Origin of the sequence: Flavobacterium noncentrifugens, from assembly GCF_900100375.1 — a bacterium.
Taxonomy (GTDB): Bacteria; Bacteroidota; Bacteroidia; order Flavobacteriales; family Flavobacteriaceae; genus Flavobacterium; species Flavobacterium noncentrifugens.
This window is the reverse complement of sequence record NZ_FNEZ01000005.1, coordinates 165553-182906: the sequence shown is the minus strand read 5'-3', so window position 1 is coordinate 182906 and position 17354 is coordinate 165553. Positions and strand designations below refer to the sequence as shown.

Sequence of the window (17354 nt, the reverse complement as noted above, 5' to 3'; positions counted from 1 at the left end):
AGATTCATGATCAAAATTGCACACCGCGGCGCGAAAGCTTACGAACCTGAAAATACTTTGGCTGCTTTTACAAAAGCAATCGAACTGCAATCAGACGCAATCGAATTTGATGTGCATTTGAGTGCTGATGGTGAAGTGATCGTTATTCATGATGAAACGGTTGATCGCGTCGCAGATGGAAGCGGTTTTGTGAAAAATTTGTCATTATCCGAATTGAAAAAAATGCGGATTGACGGCATACATGAAATCCCGACTTTGTCAGAAACTTTCGATTTTGTGAACCAAAGATGTTTGGTCAATGTTGAATTAAAAGCATTCGAAACAGCGGAACCAGTTGTCAAATTGATCGAATATTATGTCATGCAGAAAAATTGGCAATACAGTCAGTTTTTGATTTCATCTTTTGATTGGACGGCTTTGCAGAAAGTGCGCGATCTGCATGCCGAAATTCCGCTTGGCGTTTTAACCGAAACCAATCTCGAGCTTGCTATTGGCTTTGCCGAATTTGTAAAAGCAGAAACAATCCATCCGTATTTTCATTTATTGACCGAAGAAAATACGCGAAATATGCAGCAGAGAGGCTTCAAGGTTTTTGCATGGACGGTAAATGAATTGGAAGACATCCAAAAAATAAAATCCTTTAAAGCAAACGGAATCATCAGCGATTTTCCCGATAGATTATGACACAGCATTTCGACATCATTATTGTAGGCGGCGGAGCGGCCGGATTTTTTACGGCGATTAATATTGCTGAGAAAAATCCGAAATTTAAAATCGCAATCCTGGAACGCGGAAAAGACGTGCTTGAAAAAGTGCGTATTTCCGGCGGCGGACGCTGCAATGTGACCCATGCCTGTTTTGAACCAAATGAACTTGTGAAGTTTTATCCGCGTGGCGAAAAAGAACTGCGTGGGCCGTTTCACCAGTTTGCTTCGGGCGATACAATCGAGTGGTTTGAAAAACACGGCGTCGAATTGAAGATTGAAGCCGATGGAAGGATGTTTCCGGTTTCGAATTCATCTCAAACGATCATTGATTGTTTTATGGATGCGACTAAAAAACTCGGGATTTCAGTGCTGACCGGGCAAAGCGTACAATCCATATTCAAATCGGAAGAAAATTACTGGAAAATCGACACGCAAAACCAAAATTACCGTTGCGACAAATTGGTTCTGGCGACCGGAAGCAATCCGAAAATGTGGGACATGCTGCAAAATTTCGGGCATTCGGTTGTTAATCCGGTTCCATCATTGTTTACTTTCAATATTAAAGATGCGAGAATTAAAGAATTGCCTGGTGTTTCTGCCCAGGTTTCTGTCAAAGTCAAAGATTCAAAATTGGCTTCAACCGGACCGTTATTGATTACACATTGGGGCATGAGCGGACCGGCGATCTTAAAATTATCGGCCTGGGGCGCGCGCATTTTGAATGAAAAAAATTATCAGTTTACGCTTTTTGTGAATTGGCTGAACGATATTGACGCGGAAGATTGCGAAAAAATCCTCAAAAATTTAAAACAGGAACATTCGAAAAAAGCCGTTTCTAAAAAATCACCGTTTGAATTGCCTAATGGTTCGTTCGCTGGCGCTCGGGTTCCAAACCGTTTGTGGGAAAGCCTTGTTTTGGCCTCCGGAATTGAAAGCGAAACCAAGTGGGCTGATCTGACAAAAATCCAATTGCAAAATCTGGTCGCACAATTAACGAATGGCACTTTTCAGGTCAATGGAAAAAGCACTTTTAAAGAAGAATTTGTAACTGCCGGCGGTATCGATCTAAAAGAAATCAATTTTAAAACCATGCAAAGCAAACAACATGAAACCCTTTATTTTGCTGGGGAAATCGTAAACATTGACGCCATTACCGGCGGATTTAATTTCCAGAATGCCTGGACAAGCGGGTTTATATTGGCGAATGCCATCACTTCTTAAATTTCCCTGTTCAGATACCAGATCGAAATATTTAAAATCGTCGCAAACCCAACCCAAGCCATATATGGGATCAGCAAATTCGCGGCAGTTTTACTGATGTGCTTGAATTTGTAATGGGTTTCATAAATCATCAAAAACAAAACGATAATCTCAAGCATCGCAAGCATCGGGTTTTGCAATGCGAAAAATAAAATCGACCACAGCATATTCAATAAAAGCTGTACTGTAAACATCACCAGGGCATTCCTGACTTCATATTTATCTGATTCGTATTTGTCCCAGACCAATCCGGCTGCCACGCCCATGATGATATAAAGCATGGTCCAAACCGGCATGAACAGCCAGTTAGGCGGATTGAAAAAAGGTTTTTTTAATGTTGGAAACCAAGTATGCACGCTTTCTTGTGTGACCTGCCCAGAATAATAGCCAACGGCCAAGCAAGTTGCCACACAGACGAGGATTTTCATGTATTTATTCACTTTGTAGTATTTTTTATAAAATTAATCAAATAATTGGTTTGCCAAATAACCAAAGCCACAAAAGTGGAATCACTCAAAAAAAGTATCTTTGCTAAAATTTTTGATATGGCCACACCAGCAGATTTTATTCCCGGGAAATATTCCCAAACCATCAAAAACGGCAGTTTTACCTGGAGCGCGCCAAGCAACATCGCGCTGGTAAAATATTGGGGAAAAAAGGAAAACCAGATTCCGGCAAATCCGTCGGTGAGTTTTACATTGAACCATTGCAAAACCATTACGACCATTTCATTTTTGAAAAAAGAAAATGAAGGGAATTTTTCATTTGATTTGCTTTTTGAAGGAAAGCAGAAAGAAGATTTCAAGCCAAAAATTTTAAAATTCTTTGAACGTACAGTTGAATATCTGCCTTTTTTAAAGGATTTTCATTTTACGATTGATACAAAAAACACCTTTCCGCACAGTTCCGGAATTGCCTCTTCCGCTTCGGGAATGGCGGCTTTGGCAGTTAATTTTATGAGTATTGAAAGGCTGTTAAACCCGGAAATGACTGAAGAATATTTCAACCGGAAAGCCTCCTTTCTAGCGCGATTGGGTTCCGGAAGTGCCTGTAGAAGCATCAACGGAAAAGTTGTCGTTTGGGGAAAACATACTGAAATTCCAGGCGGTTCTGATCTATTCGGAGTAGAATTTCCGGAAACAATCCATCAAAATTTCAACAATTATCAGGATACGATTTTGCTTGTCGACAAAGGTGAAAAGCAGGTTTCAAGCACTGTAGGACATGATTTAATGAACGGCCATCCATTCGCAGAAAGGCGTTTTGAACAGGCACATAAAAATCTGTCAAAACTAAAAACCATCCTGCAAAACGGCAATCTCGACGAATTCATCACAATCGTCGAAAGCGAAGCCCTAACGTTACACGCAATGATGATGGCTTCCTTGCCCTATTTTATCCTGATGAAACCCAATACGCTTGAGATCATCAACAAGATTTGGAAATTCAGGAATGACACCAAAATCGCAGTCTGTTTTACGCTCGACGCCGGCGCAAACGTACACATTTTGTATCCCGAAAACGTTAGCGTTGAAGTTTTACAATTTATTCAGAATGAATTGGTTGGGTATTGTGAAAATGGTCAGTACATTTGTGATTCGATTGGAGATGGAAGTCAATTAATAATGGACAATTAATAATTGAGCTGCTTTTCGCAATTTTAGGCATTATCCGCCAAATAGAAATAAATTATGAAAAGAAACGTTTTGAAAGAGAAATCTTTTGAGTTTGTTTTGCAAATTATATAAAACATTGGTTTTGGAGATAAAGGAATTCGTCTTATCAAAACAAACATTGCGCTCTGGAACATCAATAGGAGCAACATCCAGGAAGCTGAATATGCTCAAAGCAAACTAATTTTATTCATAAATTGTCAATCGCTTTAAAAGGAGTAAATGAGGCAGATTACTGAATAGAATTGCTACATTTGTCAGGTTATCTAAATGACGACGATTTCCAAAAAAGCAAATCCGGAATAGCCGAACAATTAAGATTCTTAACCAGCATCCTTAATACGGCAAAACAAAAATAATTATCAATTGTTGATTGTCAATTATCCATTAAATGAAAGGACCTCTATTTTACTCAAAAATACTACTCTTCGGGGAATACGGAATTATTAAAGATTCCAAAGGCCTGTCGATTCCTTATAATTTTTACAATGGTGCTTTAAAGGTTTCCGAAAATCCTTCCGAAGAAGCTGTGAAATCAAATGCCAGCCTGAGCCGTTTTGTATTTTATCTTGAAAACCTGCAAAACGAACATGCTGAACTGGTGACTTTTGATTTGGAAAGCCTGCATAAAGACATTGCGAGCGGCATGTATTTCGATTCAAGTATTCCGCAAGGTTATGGCGTGGGAAGCAGTGGCGCGCTTGTTGCGGCGATTTACGACAAATATGCCAAAAACAAAATTACCGTTCTTGAAAATTTGACGCGTGAGAAATTGCTTCAGCTTAAAAATATTTTCGCCCAAATGGAATCGTTTTTTCACGGAAAAAGCTCTGGTCTCGATCCATTGAACAGTTATTTGAGCATTCCAATTCTGATTAATTCGAAAGACAATATTGAAGCAACGGGAATCCCAACGCAAAGTTTTGACGGAAAAGGCGCCGTCTTTTTATTAGATTCTGGAATCGTAGGCGAAACTGCTCCGATGGTTAACATCTTCATGGAAAATTTAAAAGACAGCGGATTCCGCACCATGCTCAAAAACCAGTTCGTCAAATACACCGATGCGTGTGTGGAGAATTTCCTTGGCGGCGACATGAAATCACTGTTTTCAAATACGAAAAAACTCTCTAAAGTCGTTTTAAACAACTTTAAACCCATGATCCCGGAACAATTTCACGGCATCTGGCAACACGGAATTGACAGCAACGATTACTATCTAAAACTTTGCGGATCCGGCGGCGGCGGTTATATTTTAGGATTTACACAAGACCTTCAAAAAGCAAAAGCAGCGCTAAAAGATTACAAATTGGAAGTCGTTTATCAATTTTAGGCAGAAGTAAAAAGGCAGAAATGATGCAGTTTGCGGAAAAAACTTGCCCAAATCTTCAAAATATCAAACCTTAACATGTTAAGCAGGAAAAACAAACTCTTATTGCTCAAAATTGCGAGTTTGTTCTCTGTCGTTCGCGGCTATAATATTCCGATTATTATTTTAGCGCAATACCTTTCGGCGATTTTCATTCTTGCTCCTGAAAAGGCGGCGCTGAACGTGATTCTCGACCTAAATTTATTCCTTATCGTAATCGCTTCTTCTTTAACGATTGCTTCGGGTTACATCATAAACAGCTTTTACGACAGCAAAAAAGACCTCATTAACCGACCTAATAAATCAATGCTCGACCGTTTGGTGAGCCAGAAAACCAAGCTTTATGTTTATTTCTCCTTAAACTTTTTGGTCGTTTTCATTGCATTTTTCGTGTCATGGCGCGCGGTGATTTTCTTTTCGGCTTATATTTTCCTGATCTGGTTTTATTCGCACAAAGTCAAAAAGTACCCGATCATTGGAAATTTAATGTCGGCTTTCATGGCAGTTTTACCATTTTTCGCCATTTTGATGTATTTCAAAAACTTCTATTCGGTGATTTTTGCACATGCGACTTTTTTGTATTTGCTGCTTTTGGTACGCGAAATGGTCAAGGATCTTGAAAACCTGACCGGTGATTTAGTTAATGATTACAGAACCATTCCGGTGATCTTGGGCGAAAAAGTTTCAAAGCAATTCATCACTTTGATCTGCATTGCGACGGTTTTCCCAATGTATGCGCTGATTGACATTTTTGAAGTGGGTTATATGGACATTTACTTTTATTTCTGCATGATCTCGCTCATTTTTTTCTTGTTGTATTTGTGGAAAGCCGATACCAAACCGCAGTTTACAAAATTGCACAACATCCTGAAATTCCTGATCGTTTCTGGCGTTTTCTGCATCGTATTGATCAATCCTTCGGTGCTGGTTCATGGCCGGAATTATCTGATGATGGTTCATTTTTAGGAGCTATTCCTGCTGTCCGCTCTATCTTTTCCGGCTCCGCTGTGCTCCGCCGCAAAAGGATGCCGCTGCCATCAGGGCTAGGGCTTTTTATTTCGCCTGAAGTTTTTTAACAGTTTCATGTTTGGTTTTTTTGAATCATTAAGAGCATTAAGTTCATTAACCCTTAACGTTCTTAATGGTTTTTTTTTATATGCCATGTTTCACCTTTTGATCCCCAACTGCCCTAGCCCGGATAGAAGCGTAAATCCTTTTTTGCCATAGAAAATTTTCTCTTTTTGTATGATTTCACCTGGCAAAAAAGATTGCAGCGCATAGCCGGAATAGCTCCTAAAAAATCCGATCCAAATGACTATCTTTGCCCAAATTATTGAAGATCATGAACAACAAGGAAGGCAACAACAAACGTGGCGGCGCACCAGGAAACCGCACGAGGCCAAATTCCAACAAGCCGAAACCGGCAATGGCGAAACGCGCCCAAGGCCCGAAAAAAGCCAAACCAGCGCCAAAAGCAGCTGAACCCGTAAGCGACAAACCGGCGAAACAGCCAAACCAGGCTCCGAAAAGGGCGAAAGCAAAAGACGAAATCCGTTTGAACAAATACATTGCAAACTCGGGTGCCTGTTCGCGTCGAGATGCTGATATTTACATCCAATCCGGGAATGTGAAAGTCAACGGGATTCCGGTAACCGAAATGGGTTACCTCGTAAAACCGGGCGATGTCGTGAATTTTGACGGCGCGGTTTTGACTCCCGAAAAGAAAGAATACATCCTTTTGAACAAGCCTAAAAACTTTACAACGGCTGAAGACGAACTCAATGAGCGCAACGTTTTTGAATTGGTAAAAGGTTCGACAAATTCGAAAATCGCGCCTGTAGGCCGCATGGATAAAAATACAACCGGATTGCTTTTGTTTACAAATGACACCGATATGATCCGGAAATTTAGTTTGCCAAGCCAGAAATCTTCTAAAATTTACCAGGTCACTTTGGATAAAAATTTAAAGTTTGAAGATCTTGAAAGAATCAGCAAAGGCATGACTTTGGACGGACACCGCGTTTTTGTGGAAGAGATCAGTTACATTGAAAATGAGCCAAAAAGTGAAATCGGACTCAAATTAAGATCAGCAAACATTAAAGTCGTAAGAAATATTTTCGAGCACTTTCAATATGATGTTTTGCGAATCGACCGTGTGTCGTTTGCCGGACTAACGAAGAAAAACCTGCCGCGCGGCAACTGGCGATTCTTGACCGAACAGGAAATCATCAACCTGAAAAACGTTTAATTTCAACTGAAATATAAAATCCCGAAAATTGCTTTTCGGGATTTTTTTTGATTGCGATTGCTTACATTTATCCAAACTCAAATTCATGACTCCAGAAAAATTACAATCCATTGCCTTTAAATGGTTTGATGCTTTTAATTCGCACAATCTCGAACAACTTTTGTCTTTGTATGACGACGACGCGGAACATTTTAGCCCAAAATTAAAAATCAGACATCCCGAAACAAAAGGTTTGGTTACCGGAAAAGCAGCCTTTCGCGACTGGTGGAAAGACGCATTTGAGCGCTTGCCGTCTTTAAATTATAAAGTAAAATCGCTTACAGCAAATGGCGACCGAGTGTTTATGGAGTATGTTCGGACGGTTGAAGGTGAAGAAAATATGCTGGTTGCAGAAGTTTTAGAAGTGAAAGATGGAAAGATTATTGGGTCGCGGGTGTATCATGGGTAAAGCTAAAATAAATCATAAATAAAAAAGCCTTTCTTTCAGAAAGGCTTTTTTGTGCGGATAATAGGACTCGAACCTACACGCCTTGCGGCACCAGATCCTAAGTCTGGCATGTCTACCAATTTCACCATATCCGCGTGAATTGGGTGCAAATATAAACATAACTTCTAATATTCAAAGGAAAATATTCAAAAAAATATTTATTCTCTTTTTTGTACTTTTGGGTATCTAAACCAATTTTTATAATGGACAACATCAAATCATACGTTCAGCACCACAAAGACAGATTTATAAACGAATTGATCGAATTGCTCAAAATACCTTCGGTAAGCGCCGATCCTGCTTACTCTCAGGACGTTATCGATACAGCAACCGCTGTAAAACAAAGCCTCGAAAAAGCCGGTTGCGATTTTGTAGAGATTTGCGATACGCCAGGTTACCCGATTGTTTACGGCGAGAAAACCATAGATCCGAATTTACCAACAGTTTTGGTTTACGGACATTACGACGTGCAGCCTCCGGATCCCATGGATTTGTGGACTTCACCGCCATTCGAACCCGTAATCAAAAAAACAGAAATCCATCCCGAAGGTGCCATTTTCGCCCGCGGTTCCTGCGATGACAAAGGGCAAATGTACATGCACGTCAAAGCGCTGGAATATATGGTGCAATCGAATACTTTGCCCTGCAACGTGAAATTCATGATCGAAGGTGAAGAAGAAGTGGGTTCTAAAAGCCTAAGTTGGTTTGTAGAACGCAACCAGGAAAAACTCAAAAATGACGTGATTTTAATTTCCGATACCGGAATGATCTCAAACCAGCAACCTTCAATTACCACAGGCTTGCGCGGATTAAGCTATGTAGAAGTTGAAGTTACCGGCCCAAACCGCGACCTGCATTCGGGATTGTATGGCGGCGCTGTTGCAAACCCGATCAACGTTTTGGCAAAAATGATTGCATCGCTCCACGACGAAAACAACCACATTACCATTCCCGGATTTTACGACAACGTACAAGAATTGTCTACTGAAGAAAGGGCCGAAATGGCCAAAGCGCCATTCAACCTTGAAAATTATAAAAAAGCGCTCGACCTGAATGACGTTTACGGCGAAAAAGGCTATGTAACCAACGAAAGAAACTCAATCAGGCCAACCTTAGACGTCAACGGCATCTGGGGCGGCTACACCGGCGAAGGCGCAAAAACGGTCATTGCAAGCAAAGCCTACGCGAAAATTTCGATGCGCCTGGTTCCAAACCAGGACTGGCAGGAAATCACCGAATTGTTTACCAAACATTTCGAAAGCATCGCGCCTGCTGGCGTAACGGTAAAAGTGAAGCCCCATCACGGCGGGCAAGGTTATGTCACGCCAATTGACAGCATTGGTTACCAGGCTGCGAACAAAGCCTACACGGAAACTTTCGGCGTTCCGGCGATTCCGGTGCGTTCCGGCGGAAGCATTCCAATTGTGGCGTTGTTTGAAAAAGAACTCAAAAGCAAAACCATCTTAATGGGATTCGGACTCGACAGCGATGCGATCCATTCGCCAAACGAGCATTTTGGGATTTTCAATTATTTAAAAGGCATTGAAACGATTCCGTTATTTTACAAATATTTTGTGGAATTGTTCAAAAAATAATTTCCCGAAATAATTCTAAAACCATTAAGGAATTAAGAAAATTAAGTGCGCTTAATGAAACTTAATGCCTTAATGGTTTTTATTTTGGCGTTGCCCTGCGGGCCGCGCTGTCCGCTGCAATCTTTTTCCGCTGCGCTTCAAAAGGATTTTCGCTTCCATCACTAACGCGGGCCAACTTCAAAACAACCAGTATTTTCATTACATTTATGTAAATTCCCGCAAATGAAAATCCTTAACAAAATCGCTCCATATTTGATTTTACTGCTGATTCTATCTTCAGGCTGCAAGATCAACCAAACAAAGAACAAGGAAAAACAAGGCCGTTGGGTTTATGCCGACACCGTAAATAATATTCCATACAAATCAACTGGAAAGTACAAAAAAGGAATCGAGAAAGGCACTTGGAAAAGTTTTGCCAACAACAAACTCGAGAAAAAAGAGCACTATAAAAATAGCATTTGCGAAGTCACGAATTATTACGAAAACGGAATGGTCAAATCTCAAGGAAAAACAAAAATGGCTATCACAGATTCGGTTACGCATTGGCATTACACAGGCGACTGGTTTTTTTATGATGAAAATGGAAAGCGCATCCGAATTAAAAATTATGTCAACGGCGAATTATCTTCGGATAAAAAAATTGATGGCTTATAATCATGTTGTTTCTTGTTTGCCGTTGGCACGCGTTAAGGATGGAAGCGGCATCCTTTTTTGAGGCACGAAAAAAAGATACAGCGAACAGCCTGGCCCGCAGGGCAACGCCCAAATAAAAAATCCGGCCAAAGACCGAATTTAAACTTTGCAACTTTGCCACTCGAAACTCTAAAACGTTGAACTACTTCATTAATTCAGGAACCGATTTGTAAATGTAATCGGCATGCACGCGCGTAAAATATTTTCCGTATGCCGTGTTGAATTCCTTTCTTTTGGCTTCGTCAGGCATTGCCGCCCTGAACAATTCGCGGTTTTTCTCATTCAGTTTTTCGATATCTCCCATATTGTCTACGACAAAAGTCTCGACCAGTTCGGTATTGTCTGAACCCCAGGCGTGCACCAGCGAATAATAGGATTTTACGAGATCGTTTTTATAGGTTGTCGCGTCAAGGAATTTTGTTGCGAGTGCGCCAAATTCCTTTTCATTGCCATCTTTAGGAAACGCCCAATGGCTTTTTCGAACATAATAAACCATGGCTTTATCTGATTTTGCAGCCGCATTTTTAACGCCAGGCGTGGTTTTGTAAATTTCATCAGAATGGTTTCCGGCATAAAAAGCTTCTTTTTTTTCAAAATAAGCATTTCGTGCTTTTTCATCGGGCCAGGCGGCCATCACCAATTCATCGGATTTTTTTCCTGCTTTTTCAATCGCTTCCCACGATGGATAAGTCGTAATCAAAAGCAGTTCGGAGTTGTCGGCAGTAAAATGGTGCATCAGGACTGTTTGTTCAAGGATAAATTCGTTTTTTTTGGTGACTTTGTCCAAATATTCCTTTTCGAGCGCGATCCAGTCTTTTTGATCGAAATTCAGTTTTTGTAAATTCCAATGCAGGGTCGTTACGGTAACAAAGTTTTGTTTTTGCTCCTGCGCCGCGAGATTGCTGGTCAAAACCAATGCGGCAAATGCTACTAAAAATGTCTGCGTAAATCTTTTCATAATTTCAAATATATTTATTGGTTACTAAAATACGGGTTTGAAATTTGGGGACGAAAATGCCGACAGGGGATTTTAAAAGTACGCTTTTATTCTTTATTTAACTGATTTTCAGAGTTTTATTTTAAATAAAATCAGTTTTTTGAGTTTTTCGCTTCAATCCAACGTGAAAGGTATTTTGTACTTGTCAGCAGATGGTGCTGCAATATGGCTCCGATGAAATTTTGCTGCCGGTGTTTTGCCAGTTTTGACTGGATTTCAGAAATAGCATCGATGAAATTTTTCTCAAAAATATGTTTTGAATAGCGGTTGTTTATGATTGTGATCCCGTTTGATTGCGATTGTTTCCACAGTGTTTCATTTTGGTATAATTCGGCGGCGGCTTTTGCAATTTCCTCGGGATCATTGGCAATTGTTCCGTTCCATGAAAAATTCCCATGCATCGATTCGGCTCCGATTGTAGTGGTAACACTTGGTGTTCCGCACTGCATCGCTTCAATCAGTTTGCCTTTGGCCCCAGCCCCAAAACGAATTGGCGCTAAAACAACGCGTGCCTTTTTTACAACGGCTGTGGCAGATGTCGCTCTTCCGTTGATGTAAAAGTTTTCGAAAGGCTTGTGAAGCTGCAATGCTTTTTGCGATGGATAAGCGCCATAAACCTGAAGCGAAACATCAGGCAACAATTCGTTAATTCGTGGCCAAATGGTTTCTTTTAAATATTGAACGGTGTTCCAATTGGGTTCGTGAAGAAAGTTTCCGATGAAGACAAAATCCTTCCGATCAGAAAAACCGGGCCAGCTTTCTATAACTCGTTCCTTAATTTCATCAACCAAAAAAGGGAGATAATGCAATAGTGAAGCATCGATTTTAAAGTCGTTTTTCAGCAACTCCATTTCGGTTTTAGATATGATCAGCGAAAGGTCACAGCGTAAAATGCTCGCAATTTCCCTTTTTGCCGTATCAGAAAATAAATCATGTGTTGAAAATTCCCGTTTTTCCTTAAATGCCAATTGCCGTGCGAGGCGCAAAAAATGCAAATCTTCGGTATCTAAAATCCGCAAGGCATTTGGGCAATTTTCGGCAACGCGCCAGCCGAATTGCTCTTCGGTCACAAAACGGTCAAACAGCACCATTTGCGGATTCAAGGTTTTTACGAATTCATCAAATGAAGCATCATTCAATACAATCGAAACTTTTCCAATCCCAATCTGAGTGACATCAAAAGCAAATTCGCTGTCGGAAGCGGCGGATGCAAAAATGATCTCACAACCGTTTTGCTGCAACAAGCCGATCAATTGCAGCATGCGGGTTCCGGCCGCAGACGAATTGGGTTCAGGCCAGACCATACCGATAATCAAAACTTTCTGGTTGTTCATCACACTTTTTATACCTGCAAAATAACAGTTTTATATGTGGATTACGGCATGTTTTCGATTCAAAATTACCACCGTAGTAAATGCACAATGCAAATACAGCCAGGCATTTATACCATATTTAATTTTTTGGCGTTACTTTTGTAAGGTCGTAGCCCGATGATTTTCAGGCTAAGGCATCATCAATCACTAATCACCTGTGGCATATCAGTCCCGAACCGTCGGGATTCTATAGCGCCATGGAAAAAAATCAAATCATGCTGAAACAATTCTTCATCCTGTGTTCCGGGGCCGACAAAAATTTGCTCGAAAACTGCTCCGAAGGCGAACAAACCAAATTCTCAGGCATTGGCGCCACCGTTTTCTTCACCGCCGTTATGGCTTTTATCGCGAGTGCTTATGCGCTTTTTACCGTATTTGACAACATTTACCCCGCAATTGGTTTTGGATTGGTTTGGGGATTGTTGATTTTTAACCTCGACCGGTTTATCGTTTCGACCATTAGAAAACGCGACAGTTTTAGTAGTGAATTCCTTCAGGCGACGCCACGGATCGCATTGGCAATCATCATTGCGATCGTCATTTCGAAACCATTGGAAATCAAAATCTTTGAAAAAGAGATCAACACGGTTTTACTGAAAGAGAAAAATGCAATGGCTTTAGCCAATAAAAAGCAGGTCGCCGATTACTTCAAATCCGATCTTGATAAAAACAAAGCCCAAACCGACAGCCTGAAATCGGAAATCACAAAAAAGGAAAAGGAAGTCAACACGCTTTATGAAACGTATATCACTGAAGCCGAAGGCACAAAGGGCACAATGAAATTGGGCAAAGGACCGGTTTTTAAAGAAAAGATCGCAAAGCATGATCTGGCAAAAGCCGAACTCAACGCACTAAGGAAAACCAACCTCGACAAAATCGCATACAACGACAAAAAAGCCAAAACGCTGCAAACCGATCTCGACAAAAAAGTGACCGATACACAACCCATAATCGACGGCTTTGACGGATTGATGGCGCGAATCAATGCTTTGAACAAACTCCCTTGGCTGCCTTCATTTTTTATCATGTTGTTGTTTCTTGCTATCGAAACTTCTCCAATTATTGCGAAACTTTTATCTCCGAAGGGCGAATATGATTTTAAGCTCGAAGATCTCGAAACAGCTCTGAAAGCCACTATTTCTCAGGACAAATACCAGCGGGAACTGCTTGTAAAAACGAGTGCATCGATGCATGATAAAGTCTATGCTGATATTTCTGAAGACAAAAAACTTTACGACCTGCAACGCAGCAAAGCCACCGAATTGCTTGAGCTTCAGGCCGAAAATTTTGTAGCCAAGCAAAAGAAGACTATGCAGTAATTTCTTGAAGCAAAGTGATTAATTCTTACCTTTGGCATTCTTATCCAAAGCAGTAAATATCTAATGCGCAACAGCTTCAAATTCGCTCCCTTTAAGTTATTTTACAGATTTTTTCTGCTCGTTTTATTGCTTTCGAGTTTGCAAAGCACCGCACAAGATACGATTGTCGCAGTGATCGATTCGGTAAAAACCGACAGCATCAATGCTTCGATGTGGAAAAATTTAAAATACGACGGGCGGAATATCTGGGGCGGAATCAAACACGCCTACACCCAGCCTTTCAAATGGCAGAAAAAAGACCTGCTGACTTTTGGCGCGGTCACAACCGGAACGGCGCTTTTGTTTCTTGCCGATGATGAAACGAGTGATTATTTCATGAACCAGGGCAAAGGTGCACCCCGAGACATCAAGCAATTCGGCTGGTATTTTGGAAGCCCGCAAAACAATTACGGCATTACCGGCGGCGTGTATTTATTTGGATTGTTGACCGACAACGAAAAAATCAGGAAAACCGGCGTCTTGTTGATTTCTTCGGCGACCGCTTCGGGAATTATTCAGACTTTCGCAAAAACGATCGTGGGCCGCGGTAGGCCAATCCTTCGCGAAGGCCCGGCTTCTTTCAAACCTTTGTCGGGAAAACCGAGTTACAATTCTTTTCCATCCGGGCATACCGTTTTGAGCTTTACGACCGCGTATGCGATTGGAAAACAGTTTAAAAATCCGTGGATCAAATCTGGAATATACGCCGTTGGCATGGTCGCACCGCTTTCGAGGCTTTGGGCAGGCGCACACTGGCTTACCGATGTGGCTTTGAGTACTGCTTTGAGTGTTGCCGTTGTAGACGGAATTGACAATTACCTCAACAAAGAAAAAAAATACAAAACCGATCCTACTGCCAAAAAGATTTCCTGGAATTTCCAGTTCACCACCAACACGATCGGGATTGCAGGAAGTTTTTGAATTACATGTGGCTTAAGATTTCCTTTTTCAGGTTGTCATATTCGCCTTGTAAAATCAGGCCGTTGTCAAGGAGTTTTTTATAATTCTGCAGCTTTTCGAATAATTCTTCATTTGACAAATCCCCTAAAGATCTTTCTTTTTCAACTTGTGGAAATCCATCCGGATGTTGTTTTTCATCCCGGTAACCGGATTGTGCAACCGGAAGAATCTCGGCAAAGTTGGTTACTTCTTCGGTTTCCATTTCTTCGATCGCTTCGGCTTCTTCGATGATTTCCGGAACTGCAGCTATTGGTGAAACCGGCTCTGGCTGTAAAACTTCCTCAGTTGTAACGACCGGAGCAACATTCGCAAAAGCGCCTTCTTTCAACAATTCCAACTGCTCTTTGGCATACGTATAAATTTTGCGCGCCTGTGTTTTCGGAAGGTAATCGATTGAGACTTGAATGTCGGTTTTGGTTGAAAACGAAAATTCAGAACCCAGGATATTTTCTTTTACGACCGTTCCAACAATATCTTCCCAGGAGTAATCAGTAAAATCCATCGACAAGCCTAAATTTTTGGGCTTGCACATGATGATGCGCTTGTTTGTGAGTACGATGCTGTCTGGAAAAACCGTGATTGCAGGTTTTTTCTGTACGCCAATATATCCGATTTCCTCGTTTTTCATCAGCAAATCGTTGAGTTTTGTCGTGATTTTTTCAATCGCTTTCGGATCTTGCTCTTCGTTCAGGAATTTTTTGATCTGTTCTTTCATGTCGTTTTTAAATTGCATCCAAATTTAATAAAAAACGCAGCTAATGCCCATTTATTTCGTCCTGAATTTTCTTTGTCAGGCTTTTAAAAACCAAATCATACGAATGGTCGATGAGTTTTTTAAGCATCGCATCAGATACATCGCTGTTGATCGCGATTGTGTTCCAATGCACTTTGCTCATGTGGAATCCGGGTTTGATGTCGTCATATTGCGCCCGAAGTTTTTCGGCATATTCGGGATCGCATTTTAAATTGACCGACGGTTTGCCCGATTCCCAGGCGCTTAGCGAAGACAATGCAAACATCTTCCCGCATACTTTAAAGACCAAAGTATCTTCATCAAACGGAAAATGCTCGGTCACGGCGTTTTTAGAAAGGCAGTATTCGAAGTATTGTTGTATGTTCATGATTGTTCTTTTCCTATTTTCCCCAAGTGCGTAAATTGAAATCCGTTTTCATATTTAAGTCCGTAACCAAAAATCCGGTCCAATGAAGCGTGTGAAAATAATATGATTCCAATGAGCTGCAAAGCATTTATTTTCAGATAAATCCCAAGCAGGTAAACCAAAATGGCCAAGCCGCGATGGTGGAATAAATTATAGGAGAAAGCACCGGTTTTATTTCCGAAAGCATATCCGATCATCGAAAAATCAGGCGCGAAAATCAAAGCCAAAAACCACCACCATTGATAATTTAAAAGACTGAAAAGCCAGATTCCAAATACAAACATTCCAAATTCTTCTAACTTAAGCGTTGTTTTCATTTGATTACTTTTTCCATCATTTTTTCGGGATGTGCCAATAATTTAAAGCCGAATTTCTCATATAAAAAATGCGCGTCGGTTGTTGCCAGTCGCCAAATTTTGAGCTGTTGCAATTTCGGATCTTCGAGCATGGCTTTAATTAAAATAGACGAATATCCGTTTCCGCGTTGTTCTTCAGCAATGAAAACATCCATCATATAAGCAAAAACCACATAATCGGTAATCACGCGTGCAAAGCCGATTTGCCTGCCGTCGAGATAAATCCCAAAGCAATGCGAATGATCGATTGTCGTTTGCACTTCTTCAATCGTGCGTCCGGCTGCCCAATAAATATCTTTCAGGAAATTCTGAATAAACGGCACATCAAGCCTGCTTTTATCTGTAGAGATTTCAATCATATTTGTATAAAACGGGTTTGCTTGGGGAAGCGTCATTTTCAAACGAAGCGATTTGCAAATTCAGGAAATAACTGCCATCTGGAATTTCATCCGATACGAAAATTAATTCTGTAATTGTTGCATCCAATCGCGCATCGGCATTTAAAACATCCACATTCGTAACGTTCCAAAAGGCTTTGTGTGCCAGTAATTTTCCTTCGTCACGTTCTTTATCGACACTTGGCAAATCAATCAACAGGTGTTTGATGCCGCTTTCGCGGATGTAAATCGCGGCGGCTTCATCAAGATATGGCGGATTTGTGTTCGAATATTTTCTTGATAATTTCTCGGGATCGTTCGGTAAAGTCCGGATCACAATGGCTTCGGGTGTTTTTCCTTCTAACGCGGCCATAATCTGAATTTTTGTTATCACGTGATTTTCGCCTTGTTCGTAAGGCCGCAGCGTAATGAGTTCTGCCGTAAAGAAAAACGTTTTTAAGCTTTGATTGATGCTGTAAAATTCCTTCGTGATATGTCCGAGACATTCGGTGTGCGTGGCGTGTCCGTGCGGATTGAACTGGATGTTGTTGAAATTGGTAGACGATTTACCTTCGGAAACTTTCCCAATCCAATCGCCAGATTTCACGGGTTCAATTACCGGTTTTTTGAGATACCACGCAATCGGGTTTTGATCTGAATTGGTCAGCGGAATGGAAATGTCAAGCGGATTTGAAAAATCAATTTCAAAATTTTTATTGTTGTGGTGGATCGTTGCTTTCAAGA

19 protein-coding genes and 1 tRNA gene are annotated in these 17354 nt (G+C 40.9%); 11 read left to right on the top strand and 9 right to left on the bottom strand.

Features of this window, described 5'->3' with window-relative positions:
- Positions 1–6 precede the first annotated feature (6 nt).
- Positions 7–684 carry a glycerophosphodiester phosphodiesterase gene (locus BLS32_RS14510; RefSeq protein WP_091397407.1) on the top strand — a complete coding sequence of 226 codons (678 nt, stop codon included), beginning with the start codon at positions 7–9 and terminating at the stop codon, positions 682–684.
- On the top strand, positions 681–1928 hold the full coding sequence (locus BLS32_RS14505) for a BaiN/RdsA family NAD(P)/FAD-dependent oxidoreductase (RefSeq protein ID WP_091397404.1): 1248 nt from the start codon (positions 681–683) through the stop codon (positions 1926–1928). Before BLS32_RS14510 ends, BLS32_RS14505 begins: the two co-directional genes overlap by 4 nt.
- Here BLS32_RS14505 and BLS32_RS14500 read toward each other — a convergent pair.
- Positions 1925–2407, bottom strand: coding sequence for a TspO/MBR family protein (locus BLS32_RS14500; RefSeq protein WP_091397401.1), 483 nt, complete (start codon positions 2405–2407; stop codon positions 1925–1927). The two genes, BLS32_RS14505 and BLS32_RS14500, sit on opposite strands and share 4 nt — an antisense overlap.
- 105 nt (positions 2408–2512) lie before the next feature.
- Between BLS32_RS14500 and BLS32_RS14495 the strand changes: the two genes are divergently transcribed.
- The 5 genes from BLS32_RS14495 (at position 2513) to BLS32_RS14475 (ending at position 7702) form a co-directional block, all read left to right on the top strand.
- A complete protein-coding gene (locus BLS32_RS14495; protein ID WP_091397752.1) occupies positions 2513–3604 on the top strand; it encodes a diphosphomevalonate decarboxylase in 1092 nt (363 codons plus the stop codon).
- Positions 3605–4031: 427 nt separating this feature from the next.
- Positions 4032–4970, top strand: a complete 939-nt coding sequence (locus BLS32_RS14490) for a mevalonate kinase family protein (protein WP_091397398.1) — start codon at positions 4032–4034, stop codon at positions 4968–4970.
- 75 nt (positions 4971–5045) lie between these two features.
- A complete protein-coding gene (locus BLS32_RS14485; RefSeq protein ID WP_091397395.1) occupies positions 5046–5972 on the top strand; it encodes a geranylgeranylglycerol-phosphate geranylgeranyltransferase in 927 nt (308 codons plus the stop codon).
- Between the two features lie 376 nt (positions 5973–6348).
- Positions 6349–7254: a pseudouridine synthase gene (locus tag BLS32_RS14480; protein WP_091397391.1), complete on the top strand. Its 906-nt coding sequence runs from the start codon at positions 6349–6351 to the stop codon at positions 7252–7254.
- Positions 7255–7339: 85 nt separating this feature from the next.
- The gene (locus tag BLS32_RS14475) at positions 7340–7702 is read left to right on the top strand and encodes a nuclear transport factor 2 family protein (RefSeq protein WP_091397388.1); all 363 of its coding nucleotides are present in this window, start codon (positions 7340–7342) and stop codon (positions 7700–7702) included.
- 52 nt (positions 7703–7754) lie between these two features.
- Here the strand turns inward: BLS32_RS14475 and BLS32_RS14470 are convergent.
- Positions 7755–7836, bottom strand: a tRNA-Leu gene (locus BLS32_RS14470).
- 108 nt (positions 7837–7944) lie between these two features.
- Between BLS32_RS14470 and BLS32_RS14465 the strand changes: the two genes are divergently transcribed.
- Together BLS32_RS14465 and BLS32_RS14460 are read left to right on the top strand one after the other, a co-directional pair.
- Entirely contained in the window at positions 7945–9336 is a 1392-nt protein-coding gene (locus BLS32_RS14465; protein ID WP_091397385.1) for a dipeptidase, read from the top strand.
- A gap of 222 nt (positions 9337–9558) precedes the next feature.
- Positions 9559–9990: a toxin-antitoxin system YwqK family antitoxin gene (locus BLS32_RS14460; RefSeq protein ID WP_091397382.1), complete on the top strand. Its 432-nt coding sequence runs from the start codon at positions 9559–9561 to the stop codon at positions 9988–9990.
- 181 nt (positions 9991–10171) lie between these two features.
- On the opposite strand, the gene BLS32_RS14455 is transcribed toward BLS32_RS14460, so the two are convergent.
- A complete protein-coding gene (locus tag BLS32_RS14455; protein WP_091397379.1) occupies positions 10172–10987 on the bottom strand; it encodes a hypothetical protein in 816 nt (271 codons plus the stop codon).
- 131 nt (positions 10988–11118) lie between these two features.
- Positions 11119–12360, bottom strand: a complete 1242-nt coding sequence (locus BLS32_RS14450) for a glycosyltransferase family 4 protein (protein WP_091397377.1) — start codon at positions 12358–12360, stop codon at positions 11119–11121.
- Between the two features lie 254 nt (positions 12361–12614).
- Here BLS32_RS14450 and BLS32_RS14445 point away from each other — a divergent pair, with 254 nt between their 5' ends.
- On the top strand, positions 12615–13718 hold the full coding sequence (locus tag BLS32_RS14445) for a DUF4407 domain-containing protein (RefSeq protein ID WP_091397749.1): 1104 nt from the start codon (positions 12615–12617) through the stop codon (positions 13716–13718).
- A gap of 63 nt (positions 13719–13781) precedes the next feature.
- On the top strand, positions 13782–14678 hold the full coding sequence (locus tag BLS32_RS14440) for a phosphatase PAP2 family protein (protein ID WP_245699470.1): 897 nt from the start codon (positions 13782–13784) through the stop codon (positions 14676–14678).
- A 1-nt stretch (position 14679) separates the two neighbouring features.
- Here the strand turns inward: BLS32_RS14440 and BLS32_RS14435 are convergent, their stop codons facing one another.
- Genes BLS32_RS14435 through BLS32_RS14415 form a run of 5 tightly spaced genes read right to left on the bottom strand, consistent with a single transcriptional unit; the run spans position 14680 to position 17352 of the window.
- Positions 14680–15432, bottom strand: coding sequence for a PH domain-containing protein (locus BLS32_RS14435; RefSeq protein ID WP_091397744.1), 753 nt, complete (start codon positions 15430–15432; stop codon positions 14680–14682).
- Between the two features lie 40 nt (positions 15433–15472).
- Positions 15473–15838 carry an MmcQ/YjbR family DNA-binding protein gene (locus tag BLS32_RS14430; protein WP_091397373.1) on the bottom strand — a complete coding sequence of 122 codons (366 nt, stop codon included), beginning with the start codon at positions 15836–15838 and terminating at the stop codon, positions 15473–15475.
- Entirely contained in the window at positions 15835–16194 is a 360-nt protein-coding gene (locus BLS32_RS14425; RefSeq protein WP_091397371.1) for a DUF4260 domain-containing protein, read from the bottom strand. The genes BLS32_RS14430 and BLS32_RS14425 overlap by 4 nt, the downstream gene beginning before the upstream one ends.
- Positions 16191–16592: a GNAT family N-acetyltransferase gene (locus tag BLS32_RS14420; protein WP_091397741.1), complete on the bottom strand. Its 402-nt coding sequence runs from the start codon at positions 16590–16592 to the stop codon at positions 16191–16193. Before BLS32_RS14420 ends, BLS32_RS14425 begins: the two co-directional genes overlap by 4 nt.
- On the bottom strand, positions 16585–17352 hold the full coding sequence (locus BLS32_RS14415; RefSeq protein ID WP_091397368.1) for a cyclase family protein: 768 nt from the start codon (positions 17350–17352) through the stop codon (positions 16585–16587). The genes BLS32_RS14420 and BLS32_RS14415 overlap by 8 nt, the downstream gene beginning before the upstream one ends.
- Positions 17353–17354 lie beyond the last annotated feature (2 nt).